Origin of the sequence: Duganella sp. 3397 (assembly GCF_031456625.1) — a bacterium.
Lineage (GTDB): Bacteria > Pseudomonadota > Gammaproteobacteria > Burkholderiales > Burkholderiaceae_D > Rugamonas > Rugamonas phyllosphaerae.
The window spans coordinates 111,482-124,363 of record NZ_JAVDVB010000007.1; the positions used below are offsets into that span (position 1 = coordinate 111,482).

General features: G+C 66.3%; 8 protein-coding genes and 1 riboswitch. Of the genes, 3 read left to right on the forward strand and 5 right to left on the reverse strand.

Annotation, left to right across the window (positions count from 1 at the left end):
• Positions 1-56: 56 nt before the first annotated feature.
• Both J2X54_RS21585 and J2X54_RS21590 read left to right on the forward strand, forming a co-directional pair.
• Positions 57-683 (forward strand): PAS domain-containing protein, encoded by a 627-nt coding sequence (locus J2X54_RS21585; RefSeq protein ID WP_310183530.1) that lies wholly within the window; start codon positions 57-59, stop codon positions 681-683.
• Between the two features lie 234 nt (positions 684-917).
• Complete coding sequence (locus J2X54_RS21590) at positions 918-1,886, forward strand: threo-3-hydroxy-L-aspartate ammonia-lyase (protein ID WP_310183533.1); 969 nt, start codon at positions 918-920, stop codon at positions 1,884-1,886.
• A gap of 50 nt (positions 1,887-1,936) precedes the next feature.
• On the opposite strand, the gene J2X54_RS21595 is transcribed toward J2X54_RS21590, so the two are convergent.
• The 5 genes from J2X54_RS21595 to J2X54_RS21615 form a co-directional block, all read right to left on the reverse strand.
• The gene (locus J2X54_RS21595; RefSeq protein ID WP_167359074.1) at positions 1,937-2,095 is read right to left on the reverse strand and encodes a hypothetical protein; all 159 of its coding nucleotides are present in this window, start codon (positions 2,093-2,095) and stop codon (positions 1,937-1,939) included.
• On the reverse strand, positions 2,092-3,648 hold the full coding sequence (locus J2X54_RS21600; RefSeq protein WP_310183537.1) for a class I SAM-dependent methyltransferase: 1,557 nt from the start codon (positions 3,646-3,648) through the stop codon (positions 2,092-2,094). The genes J2X54_RS21595 and J2X54_RS21600 overlap by 4 nt, the downstream gene beginning before the upstream one ends.
• Before the next feature lie 108 nt (positions 3,649-3,756).
• A complete protein-coding gene (locus J2X54_RS21605; RefSeq protein ID WP_310183539.1) occupies positions 3,757-6,549 on the reverse strand; it encodes a valine--tRNA ligase in 2,793 nt (930 codons plus the stop codon).
• Between the two features lie 80 nt (positions 6,550-6,629).
• Entirely contained in the window at positions 6,630-7,550 is a 921-nt protein-coding gene (locus tag J2X54_RS21610; RefSeq protein ID WP_310183541.1) for a hypothetical protein, read from the reverse strand.
• 74 nt (positions 7,551-7,624) lie between these two features.
• Positions 7,625-10,648, reverse strand: a complete 3,024-nt coding sequence (locus J2X54_RS21615; RefSeq protein WP_310183544.1) for a diguanylate cyclase domain-containing protein — start codon at positions 10,646-10,648, stop codon at positions 7,625-7,627.
• Positions 10,649-10,780: 132 nt separating this feature from the next.
• Positions 10,781-10,889: riboswitch (TPP riboswitch) on the forward strand.
• 69 nt (positions 10,890-10,958) lie between these two features.
• Here J2X54_RS21615 and thiC point away from each other — a divergent pair.
• Positions 10,959-12,875: a phosphomethylpyrimidine synthase ThiC gene (gene thiC, locus J2X54_RS21620; RefSeq protein ID WP_310183546.1), complete on the forward strand. Its 1,917-nt coding sequence runs from the start codon at positions 10,959-10,961 to the stop codon at positions 12,873-12,875.
• The last annotated feature ends 7 nt before the right edge of the window (positions 12,876-12,882 follow it).

Consider the following 12,882-nt stretch of genomic DNA (forward strand, 5'->3'; position numbering starts at 1 on the left):
GCCTCGACACGGGAAGGGTATTGTACAAAAAGTCCAAAAGAAGATAAAATGTTTTGATGAAAAAGACTCCCGAACACCACAACCTGCTGGCCCAGTTGCAGCAGGTGGCCGATGGCCTGGGCAAGACCCTGGCGCCTTTTTGCGAAGTGGTGCTGCACGACCTGACCGAGCCGGACCACGCCATCCTGGCGATCCATAACAACCTGTCCGGGCGTAGCGTGGGCGAACCCGCCACCGAGCTGGGCCTGGCGCGCGCCGCCGACCCAGGCGTCGACCAGGTGATCGCCAACTACCCGAACACCTTTCCCGACGGTCGCCTGGCCAAGAGCACGTCGGTCGGCATCAAGGACAGCGACGGGCGCTACGTGGCCGCGCTGTGCCTGAACGTCGATCTCACCGTGTTCCGCAGCCTCAACACCATGCTCACGCAATTCGGCAGCGTCGATAGGGCCGCTGCCGTCAACGACACGCTGCAACCCACCGGGGCCGAAGCCATCCGCCTGCGCATCGACGACTTCGCCGCCCGCCACGGCACCACCCCGCGCGCGCTCAAGACCGACGAGCGCCGCGCGCTGATGGGTGAGCTCAAGGACAGTGGGCTGTCCGACGTGAGGCGGGCGATGGATATCGTTGCCGCGTATCTTAACGTCTCCCGCGCCACCGTTTACAACGATGCCCGCTGACAAGGCCGGCTGCAGATAGCGAAGAGCTCGTGTCTGAATGTCGGCACTGACCCTAATGCCGTTGCCCTGACCCTAATGCCGTTGCCGCGTATCTTAACGTCTCCAGCGCCACCGTCTACAACGATGCCCGCTAAAAGCGCGGCCAGGGCGTCGTTGCAGCGCCTTGCCGTGCGTTCGCACTGTCTGCGGCGCTGCGCCTCGCCCTGACCACGCTTTACAACTAAAGGAAGAATCATGAACGAACAGGTTTTGCCCATTTATGCCGACGTGGTGGCGGCGTCGGAGCGGATTGCCGGGGTGGCGCACCGCACGCCGGTGATGACGTCGCGCACTGCCGATAGCGAGCTCGGTGCGCAGGTGTTTTTCAAGTGTGAAAACTTGCAGCGCATGGGGGCGTTCAAGTTCCGTGGCGCCTACAATGCGCTGGCCAAATTCGATGAGGCGCAGCGGCGTGCCGGTGTTGTCGCTTTTTCGTCCGGCAACCATGCGCAGGGCATCGCCTTGTCGGCGCAGCTGGCTGGCATTCCGGCCACCATCATCATGCCGCACGACGCGCCGCCGTCGAAAATCGCCGCCACCCGCGGCTATGGCGCCGACGTGGTGCTGTACGACCGCTACACCCAGGACCGCGAACAGATCGGCCGCGACCTGGCCCAGCAGCGCGGCATGACCCTGATCCCGCCGTACGACCATGCCGACGTGATCGCTGGCCAGGGCACGGCCGCCAAGGAATTGTTCGAGGAGGTCGGCCAGCTCGATGCGCTGTTCGTGTGCCTGGGCGGCGGCGGTCTGCTCAGCGGCTCGGCGCTGTCCACGCGCGCGCTGTCGCCTGCGACCAAACTCTACGGGGTGGAGCCGGAGGCCGGCAACGACGGTCAGCAATCGTTCCGCAGCGGCAGCATCGTCCACATCGACACCCCGAAGACGATTGCCGACGGCGCTCAGACCCAGCACCTGGGCAACCTGACGTTCCCCATCATCTGCCGCGATGTCGACGATATTCTGACGGTGAGCGACGCCCAGCTGCGCGCCGAAATGCGTTTTTTTGCCGCGCGCATGAAGCTGGTGGTCGAACCGACCGGCTGCCTGGGCCTGGCCGCCGCGCGCGCCATGAAGGCGCAACTGCAAGGCCAGCGCGTGGGCATCATCATCAGCGGCGGTAATGTCGACGTGGCGCGCTACGCCGAGCTGCTGGCCGGGTGAGCCATGCCCCCTGGCGGTGGCGTCAGATGCTCGTGAGCTTCAAGCGGAAGTTAGCGACCAGCCGGCCCGGCGCCCTGGGCATCTCCACCACCGAGGTGACACACCATGTCCGCCGCTGGTGGGGCCAGACCTGCGCTGGCGAACGCCAGGGCAATGCGCAGCGCGCTGGAACGGCCTGGTGCGGCGCTGCCGCTGATCCAGTGGTTCATGGTGTGTCGGTGTCGGTAATGCCCAGCGCCTGGTACATCGGTAAATAATGGCGTTCGAAAATGCCGGCCTTGCGCAGCACTTCGGCCTGGTATTCGCCGGCTGTGGCCAGCGGCTTGCCATCCTTGTGCAATGGCACGTTCTGCGCCGCCAGCAGCGGTCCGGCGAAGTCGCTCCAGGCGCTGGCGCCATGCAGGCCATGCGCCTGCGCCAGCAGGAACAACTGCGGGATGCGCGGCATCGCCAGGCCTCCGCCCACCAGCGCCGACGCCATGTGCTGGATCTCGCCGCAGCCGCGTGCGCGCTCGAACAACGCCAGGTTCAGGCGCCGGCTGGCGGCGCTGGCACTGGCTGCCGCGTCCGGCGCCTGGGCTGGCGCCAGCACGCCCATGCCGCACAGGATGAACACCGCTTCGAACAGCTGGCGCAGGCCGCCGCGCATCGGCACCAGCCGTTCCAGCTCGGCCACGGTGCGCGCCTGGTGGTCTTGCAGGGCGTCGAGCAGGGGCGCATACATGTCCTGCTTGAGGGCGATCTCGAACGCGCCGGTGCGTACGGTGAGGTCGACGTCGGCGCGCGGCATCACCAGCACCACGCGCTGGCTGCGCATCACCGCTTCGTGTTGCGCCGGGCTCAGCTGGCACTCGCCGGCTGCGGTGTTGATCCAGTAGTCGCGCCGAAAACTCTGGTTGAGCATCACGTCGCGCACGCCCTGGCGCTGCACCGGGTCCGGCAACTGCGCCAGCAGCGCGCGTTGCGGTGCGGTGAGGTTCAGCGGGTCGAGCTGGTCCAGGTGGTGGGCCGGGCAGGCATACGCCAGGCCGGCTGCGGCCAGGGTGGCGGCTTGTTCGGCGAAGTCGACCGGCTGCCAGTCGGCGTTGAAAAATTCGTGGGCCAGGTAGCGGTGGTCGTGGTTGCGCAGGCCTGCCAGCATGTCTGCCACGTGCGGATACGCCGCCAGGTAGGCGGGACGAGTGGCCAGCAGCTTGTCGGCAAAGTCGAGCGCGGCGTCGATACGGCGCTCGAGGCCGGCGCCGGGCGCGGTCGTGCGGTCGATGTAGCCGCTCAGCAGGTTGCGCAGCGGCACCATCGGCGCCCAACCCGGCTGGCAGTTGTAGCTCATGTACAACACTCCGCCCGGTTTGAGCTTGCGGTGCACGAAGTCGAGCAGCAGGGCGCGGTTGGCAGGCGAGACCCAGCTCCACACGCCATGCACGGCGATGAAGTCGAAGTCGGGCAGGTCGGTGCGGACGCAATACTCGGCAAACGACTGGTCCGCCAACTGGGCGTTGCTGCCGGCGGCCTGCGCCAGTTGCGCGGCATAGCCGGCCTGGGCGGGATTGAAATCGGTGCCGTGCCAGGCCACAGTGCTGGCGGCAGCATGAATATTGGTGGAGAGCCCCTGGCCGAAGCCCAGCTCGCAGGCGGTGGCCACGGACGGCATAGGCACGCCGGCATGGGCCAGCGCCATCGCCGCATGCAGCGGGCCGAGCTCGCGATAGTAGCCGTGGGTGTAGTCGATGCCCGCCACGTAGCCACCAGTCCCCTGCGTCATTGCGAGCCTTGTCAAAGAGATATCGGCTCATTCTAGCAGGGAAGCCTGATCGCGTGGGCGGAAAAAAGGCCGCCCGGAGGCGGCCCTGCAGGGCTCGGAGATAAGCTATCAGGCCGGCAGCTTGGCCAACTGCTCGCGCATCTTGTCCAGCGTGGCCGAGAAGTTGGCCACCCGTTCCTTCTCTTGCGCCACCACTTCCACCGGCGCGCGGGCGACGAAACTCTGGTTCGACAGCTTGCCGTTGGCCTTGGCGATCTCGCCTTCGACACGGGTGATTTCCTTGGACAGGCGCTCGCGCTCGGCCTTCACGTCGATCTCGACCTTGAGCATCAGCTTGGTCGTGCCGACAATCGCCACCGCTGCCGGCGAATCGGGCAGGGCGTCGACGATCTGCACTTCGGCCAGCTTGCCCAGCGCCTGGATGTACGGCGCGCACAGGGCCAGCGCCGCCTTGTCGGCAGCACTGGCCGGCTCGACGATCAGCGGCACGCGCAGCGATGGCGCCAGCTGCATTTCGCCGCGCAGGTTGCGGGTAGCGTCGATCAGCGTTTTCAGTTGCAGCATCCACGCTTCGGCCGCTTCGTCGATATTGGCGGTGTCGGCGATCGGGTACGGCTGCATCATGATGGAGTCGCCCGACTTGCCGGCCAGCGGCGCGACCGCCTGCCACAGCGCTTCGGTGACGAACGGAATCACCGGATGGGCCAGGCGCAGCACCACTTCCAGCACGCGCAACAGCGTGTGGCGGGTGGCGCGCTGCTGGCCTTCGGTGCCGTGCTGTACCTGCACCTTGGCCACCTCCAGGTACCAGTCGCAGTACTCGTCCCAGACGAACTTGTAGATGGTGGAAGCGATGTTGTCGAAGCGGTAGTCTTCGAAGCCCTTGGCCACGTCCAGCTCGGCCTTTTGCAGCAGCGAGATGATCCACTTGTCGGCGTTGGACAGGTCGGCATCGCTGGCGCTGCAATCCTTTTCTTCCGTGTTCATCAGCACGAAGCGGGTGGCGTTCCACAGCTTGTTGCAGAAGTTGCGGTAGCCTTCGGCGCGGCCCAGGTCGAAGTTGATGTTGCGGCCCAGCGAGGCGTACGACGCCATGGTGAAGCGCACCGCGTCGGTGCCGTAGGCAGCGATGCCTTCGGGGAATTCCTTGCGCGTGGCTTTCTCGATTTTTGGCGCGGTGCGCGGATCCATCAGGCCGGTGGTGCGCTTGGCCACCAGGGCATCGATGCCGATGCCGTCGATCAGGTCGATCGGGTCGAGCGTATTGCCCTTCGACTTGGACATTTTCTGGCCGGTCGAATCGCGCACCAGGCCATGCACGTACACGGTTTCGAACGGCACCTTGCCGGTGAAGTGCAGGGTGAACATCACCATGCGCGCCACCCAGAAGAAGATGATGTCGAAACCGGTGACCAGCACCGACGACGGCAGGAACGCTTTCAGGTCCGGCGTTTCGTCGGGCCAGCCCAGGGTGGAGAACGGCACCAGCGCCGACGAGAACCAGGTGTCGAGCACGTCGGCGTCGCGGCGCAGCGGACCGGTGCTGCCAGCGGCCTGCTGCTTGGCCAGCGCTTCGGCCTCGGTCTTGGCGACGAAGATGTTGCCCGCGTCGTCGTACCAGGCCGGGATTTGATGGCCCCACCACAACTGGCGCGAGATGCACCAGTCCTGGATGTTGTTGAGCCACTGGTTGTAGGTGTTGCTCCAGTTCTCGGGCACGAACTTGATGTCGCCGCTGGCCACTTTTTCCAGGGCGGTCTCGGCAATCGACTTGCCGGGGAAGAAAGTGCCTTCCGGCGCCGGCTTGCTCATGGCGACGAACCACTGGTCGGTCAGCATCGGCTCGATCACCACGCCGGTACGGTCGCCGCGCGGCACCATCAGCGTGTGCTTTTTGACGTCTTCGAGCAGGCCGGCCGCTTCGAGGTCGGCGACGATCTGCTTGCGCGCGACGAAACGGTCCATGCCGCGATATTGTTCCGGTGCCTCGTCGTTGATCTTCGCTTCGAGCGTGAAGATCGACAGCATCGGCAGGTTGTGGCGCTGGCCGACCGCGTAGTCGTTCTGGTCGTGGGCAGGCGTGATCTTGACGCAGCCGGTGCCAAAAGCTTTATCGACGTATTCGTCGGCGATGATCGGGATGGCGCGGCCCACCAGTGGCAGGGTCAGCATCTTGCCCACCAGCGCAGCGTAGCGCTCGTCGGTCGGATCGACCGCCACGGCGACGTCGCCGAGCATGGTTTCAGGACGGGTGGTGGCCACCGTGATGGTGCCCGAACCGTCGGCCAGCGGGTACTTGATGTACCACATCGAGCCTTCTTCTTCCTTGGATTCCACCTCGAGATCGGAGACGGCCGTGCCCAGCACCGGGTCCCAGTTGACCAGGCGCTTGCCACGGTAGATCAGGCCCTGTTCGTGCAGGCGCACGAAGACGTCGGTGACGACCTTCGAACGGGTTTCGTCCATGGTGAAGTATTCGCGCTGCCAGTCGGGGGAGGCGCCCAGGCGGCGCATCTGGCCGGTGATGGTGGAGCCCGATTTTTCCTTCCACTCCCACACGCGCTTGATGAATTCGTCGCGGCCGAGGTCGTGGCGCGAAATCTTCTGCGCGTCGAGCTGGCGCTCCACCACGATCTGGGTGGCGATGCCGGCGTGGTCGGTGCCCGGGATCCAGGCCGTGTTATGGCCGAGCATGCGGTGGTAGCGCGTCAGGCCATCCATGATGGTCTGGTTGAACGCGTGGCCCATGTGCAGGGTGCCGGTGACGTTCGGCGGCGGCAGCTGGATGCTGAAAGAAGGTTTGCCGGCGTCGAGGGTGGCGGTGTAATAACCGCGCGATTCCCACTCGGTGCGCCAGAATTGTTCAATGTCGGCAGGCTCGAAAGACTTGGCTAATTCCATGATTGGGCAGAGTAATTTGCGAAAACAGCCATTATAGATGACGCGGCGCGGCATGGGCCGGCCGCGCCGCCCTGCGCCTGCTATTTCGCCGCTGCCGGCTCGGCCTGCGCCGCGTGCTGTTTGGCCACCTTGGCCAGGTCGGGCAAGGCCAGGCCGTCCTCGCGGGTTTTCTCCAGGCCGGCAAAGATGCCGTCGGTGGTCCACGGCTGGCTGAAGTGTTTGCCCACCGCGTCGAGTACGGCGTCGCGCTGGCAAGCTTCATCGTCGCCGGGCGCGGCGACGAACATGGTGTCGGTGCTGTAGGCCGGCAGGCGCGACTGGCGGCCCTGCGGCGCGCGCGCGGTCAGGCCCACGCGGGCGTAGCAGGCGCTGTCGCCGTTGTCCAGCTCGAAGATTTCCGTATCGACGTAGGTGGTGATCTGGCGATAGTCGAACAGCTTGCCGATCTGGTAAGCGGACAGCGCGTCGGACAGCGCGGCCCTGGCCTTGGCGCCCACGCCCGATCCCGATATTTCGATTACCTTGGGATCGGCTGGTTCCACCGCCCGGGTGCCGCCGCCGGGCAGCGTTTGATCGAGGTTGTCGACCAGCTGCGCCAGCTCGGCTTCGCCAATGGCCTCGACTGCGGCGCGCATGGCAGTGGCCCGGCATACCGTCTCCTGCCACTGGTCATCGGCCACTTCCTGGACGAAGCGGGTGATGTGTTCCAACGGCGCGCGCGGCTGGCGGCCGTCGGTGGTGGCGGTGGTGATGCCCACGCTGCCGATGCAATAGCCATGGCCGCCCAGTTCATACGCTTCGGTGCGCCCCCATACCGCCAGGCCGCGCTGAACCAGGGCCGCCTGCAGCGGCGCCGGCAGGGTTTCTTCGAGGTAGAGGGCAAAGTCGCTCGAGTACGATTCGTCCACCACCTGCAGTTTGCCGGCGTGGGCGGTCAGGCAGGCGGTCGAGAGCAAGGCAGCAAGCAGGTTGGCAGACAGGTAAGCGCGGGAGCGTTGCATGGTATATACCCAAACGCAACATTATATGAAAGATATTCCATTTAGACAACACCGGATCTTGTCGGATCTTGTCACTATTCGGCCAGCTGCCAGGTATTGCGACCCGCACCCTTGGCGCGGTACAGCGCCACGTCGGCCAGCTTGTAGAGCTGTTCGTGGCTGTGGCCGCTCTGGTGCACCGCCGCCCCCACGCTGACGCTGATCTTGATGGTGTCCCCCTGCGGCAGCAATAGCGGCTCGGCCAGGTTGTGGAGGATGCGCGCGCAGACCGGTTCGAGCGTGGCGCGGTCGGTGGTTCCGCCCACCAGCACGGCAAATTCGTCACCGCCCAGGCGGAATACCCGGTCCGCTTCGCGCACCGCCGCCAGCAGGCGGCCGGCGGCGGCCACCAGCAGGGCGTCGCCGGCGTCGTGGCCGTGGGTGTCGTTGATCGGCTTGAAGTGGTCGAGGTCGATCAGCAGCAGCGTGAACCCCGATCCACCGCGCTCGGCCTGCGCCACCAGGTGACGCAGCTCGTCGCTGAACAGGCGCCGGTTGGCCAGGCCGGTGAGCGGATCGCTGTAGGCCAGGGTTTCCAGCTGGGCCTGGGTAACGCGCAGTTCGGCGGTGCGCGCTTCCACCATGGCCTCCAGTTCGTGCTGGCGCCGCCGCAGGTAGCGGGTGCGGGCGTGCATCAGGCCGGCCAGCAGCAGCGCCGCCAGCAACACCGCTGCCAGCCGCGCCCACGGCTGCTGGTGCCAGGCGGTCAGCACGCGCACCGGCACTTCCAGCGGCGCCGACCATTCGCCGTTGCGGTTGGAGCCGCGCAGCAGCAACACGTAGTCGCCCGGCGGCAGGTTGGTGTAGCTGGCGCGGCGGCTGGTGGTGTCGGTGGCGATCCAGTCGCGATCGAACCCCTTGAGCTGGTAGGCATAGCGGTTGCGCTCGGGCGCGGAATAGTCGAGCGCGGCGAACTCGAGCGAGAAGCCGCGCTCGCGGCCCTCCGGCGTGATGGTGATCGGCGCGGCACGGCGGCCGGCGATGTTGTAGCTGCCGCCGGGGATTTCCTGGTCGCCCAGCACGATGCGCGTGACCGCGACCGGCGCCGCGTAGCGCCATGGCGCCAGGGCGCGGGTGCGCAGCACGGTCAGGCCGGACAGGCCGCCGAACACCAGTTCGTCGGCCGCGGTGCGCGCGCCGGAATTGGTCCAGTACAACGGCACTTGCACGCCGTCGCCGGGACCGAACGACTGTATCGCCAGCGTGCCCGGCGCTATCCGCGCCATACCGGTGTCGGTACTGGCCCAGATCGCGCCATCGACATCCTCCAGCACCATGTTGGCGCCGTTGTCGGGCATGCCCTGCAGCTTGCTGAAGCGGCGGAAGTGCCGCTGACCGTCGGCGTGGGTACGTTCGAGCATGATCACGCCGATGCCGAAGTTCGACAGCCACAGCCGTCCCTGGCGGTCGAGCAGCAGCGACGAGACATAACCGGGCGCCAGGCGGTCGGCGGCGGCCAGCTCGGTCGGCACCAGTTCCACGCTGGCGCTGGCGGGATCCAGGCGGCCCAGGCGCGCCAGCCCGGTGCGGGTGCCGATCCACAGATCGTTGCCGGCGATGAGCAGCGCGGTCACGCGCGGGTCGCCCAGGCGGTCGGTTTCGTGGCGTAGCAGGCGCGCCGTGTCGCGACTGCCTGCAGGCGGCAGTTGCAATGCGCGCACGCCTTCCAGGTCGCCCAGCCACAGTACCCGGTCGCGCACCGCCAGCGCCCATACCTCTTCCTCGAGCGCGCGCCCGGGCACCGGCACCAGGCGCGCGCGGCGGCCCTGGGCATCGGCGCGGTACAGGCCTTTCTGGGTGCCCAGGTAGATCTCGCCATCGGGTCCCGGCACGATCGCCAGCACCCGGCCCTTGGGCAGGTCGGGCACGCTGGAAACCTGGCCGGTGGCCGGGTCGACGATCTTGATGCCGCCGCCGGCAATCGACAGCCACAGCCTGCCATCGGGCGCCTGCATCATGGACGGCACGCTGAGCACGCCAGCAGCGTCGGGGTCCAGGTAGCGCACGGTGGTGACCGCATCCGACACGGGACCGTGCTGGCTGAGGCCGCCCATGCCGGCCACGAAGACAATGCCGCCGCGTTCGCGGAACATGGTCATGATGTTGTTGTCGAGCAGGCTGTCGGGGGTGTCGGCACGGTGGCGGATACGGCGCGTCTCGCCGCTGAGCACGTCCAGCACCACGATGCCACCTGCGCTGCCGTCGGTGCCGATCCAGACCTGATCGGGCGCCGCTTCGATCATCGACACCACGCGCTCCTGCTGCAAGGTCGATACCGGCCCGCTTTCGCGTACCGCCGTGGCCTTCAGGGTGGCCGCATCGACCAGGAAGGCGCCGTTGGCGCGGGTGCCCACCCAGATGCGGCCGGTGCTGTCCTGGAACAATGCGCCGATGGGCAGGGCGGCGCCATCGACCAGGGCGACCGGCCGCACCCGGCGGTCCTGGTCCATCAGGAACAGGCCGCGCTCGGTGCCGATCCACAGCCGGCCATCGGTGGCGCGCAGCAGGAAGCTGACGCCGCCGGCCGGCAGCGCCGCCCCGGCGGCATAGACCATGCGGCTGACCGCGCCGGCGGCATCGATGCGGTCGATGCCGGCGCCGTGGCCTACCAGTATGCCGTCGGCGCCGTCGTCGGTAATGGCACCCACATCACCGCTGGCCAAGCCACCGGGTACCGCGCGATAGCGCACGAAGTTGTCGTGGGCGGCGTCGTAGCGCGCCACGCCGCCGGAATTCATGCCGACCCACAGGTGGCCGCGCCAGTCGATGTGTACGCTGAGAATGTAGCTGTCGGGCAGGGCGTCGGTGCGGGTGGTGTCGCCCATGTAGCGCAGGTAGCGGCTGCCATCCCAGCGCACCAGCCCGGTCTGGGTGCCGATCCAGACGAACCCTTGCCGGTCCTGGGCAAAAGAATTTCCGCCGGTCATGTCGGGTTGCTGGTGGTGCTTGAACGCGGTGTGGGCCAGGCGGCTCCAACGTTCGGTGGCGTACGTGGGCGCAACGCATGCCAGCAGCAGCGCCAGCAAAAACAGACAGCGGTGAATATTGCATTTTGGCATGAGATCACTATACCGCAGCGGCCGCCACCAGATGTGGCATTTACGCTACGGGCAGGGCGCACCAACATGCGGGTCGCGCAATCGGCAAGGCGCGGTTATAATCGTCGCGCTGCCCGCTGAACACCACCGGGCGGCATACGCTAGGGGTCCTGCGCACGGCATACAGCTGTGGCGCGGGTGAGAAATACCCTCCGAACCTGATCTGGATAATGCCAGCGAAGGGAAGCTCAGGACAACGCCGCCACTGTATTTGTGGAACGGGTGTCGTCCTACCTCCTTAGCTGGCTCCTGTCGCCAACCAAGGAGCCACATGAACGCCAACCAGAAATTCCTCTCCGCCACCGCCACGGTGGACCAGGCAGCAATCCACCCGCTGCCCAATTCCAGCAAAGTCTATATCCAGGGCAGCCGCCCCGACCTGCGCGTGCCGATGCGCCGCATCACCCAGGCCGACACGCCCGCCTCGTTCGGCTTCGAAACCAACCCGCCGGTGTACGTGTACGACACTTCCGGTCCGTACACCGACCCCGAAGCCGTGATCGATATCCGCTCCGGCCTGGCCGCCACCCCGCGCCTGCCGTGGATACTCGAGCGCGGCGACACCGAGGAGCTGAGCGGCCCCACGTCCGAGTACGGCCAGGCGCGCCTGGCCGACCCGGCGCTGGCCGAGCTGCGCTTCAATCTGCACCGGCTGCCGCGCCGCGCCAGGGAAGGGCGCAACGTCACCCAAATGCACTACGCGCGCCAGGGCATCATCACGCCCGAGATGGAGTACGTGGCGATCCGGGAAAACCTGCGCCGCCGCGAATACCTGGCCGAGCTCAAGGATTCCGGCCCGATGGGCCAGCGCCTGGCCGACCTGATGGGCCGCCAGCACCGGGGCCAGTCGTTCGGCGCCAGCATCCCGCAAGAGATCACGCCCGAATTCGTGCGCGACGAGATTGCCCGCGGCCGCGCCATCATCCCCGCCAACATCAACCACCCGGAAGTGGAGCCGATGATCATCGGCCGCAATTTCCTGGTAAAGATCAACGCCAATATCGGCAACTCGGCGGTCACCTCGTCGATCGGCGAGGAAGTGGAAAAGATGACCTGGGCCATCCGCTGGGGCGGCGACAACGTGATGGACCTGTCCACCGGCAAGCACATCCACGAAACGCGCGAATGGATCATCCGTAACAGCCCGGTGCCGATCGGCACGGTGCCGATCTACCAGGCGCTGGAAAAGGTCAATGGCAAGGCCGAAGACCTGACCTGGGAAATCTTCCGCGACACCCTGATCGAGCAGGCCGAGCAGGGCGTCGATTACTTCACCATCCACGCCGGCGTGCTGCTGCGCTATGTGCCGCTCACAGCCAAGCGCCTGACCGGCATCGTCTCGCGCGGCGGCTCGATCATGGCCAAGTGGTGCCTGGCGCACCACCAGGAATCGTTCCTGTACACGCACTTCGAAGAGATCTGCCAGATCATGAAGGCGTACGACGTCTCGTTCTCGCTCGGTGACGGCCTGCGCCCCGGTTCGATCTACGACGCCAATGACGAGGCGCAACTGGGCGAACTGAAAACCCTCGGCGAACTGACGCAAATCGCCTGGAAGCACGATGTGCAAGTGATGATCGAAGGCCCTGGCCACGTGCCGATGCAGCTGATCAAGGAGAACATGGACCTGCAACTCGAGCAGTGCCACGAGGCGCCGTTCTACACGCTGGGACCGCTCACCACCGACATCGCTCCCGGCTACGACCACATCACGTCCGGCATCGGCGCCGCGCAAATCGGCTGGTATGGCACCGCCATGCTGTGCTACGTGACGCCGAAGGAGCACCTTGGACTGCCCGATAAAAACGACGTCAAGGACGGCATCATCACGTACAAGATTGCCGCGCACGCGGCCGACCTGGCCAAGGGCCACCCGGGCGCCCAGATCCGCGACAACGCGCTGTCGAAAGCGCGTTTCGAATTCCGCTGGGACGACCAGTTCAACCTGGGACTGGACCCGGACAAGGCGCGCGAATTCCACGACGAGACGCTGCCGAAGGATTCTGCCAAGGTCGCGCATTTCTGCTCGATGTGCGGTCCGCATTTCTGTTCGATGAAGATCACCCAGGAAGTGCGCGAGTACGCGGCTGCCAACGGCATGAGCGACGGTGCGGCTTTGCAGCAGGGCATGCAGGTCAAGGCGGTGGAATTCATCAAGAACGGCGCCGAGCTGTATCGCAAGTTGTGAGGGAGCC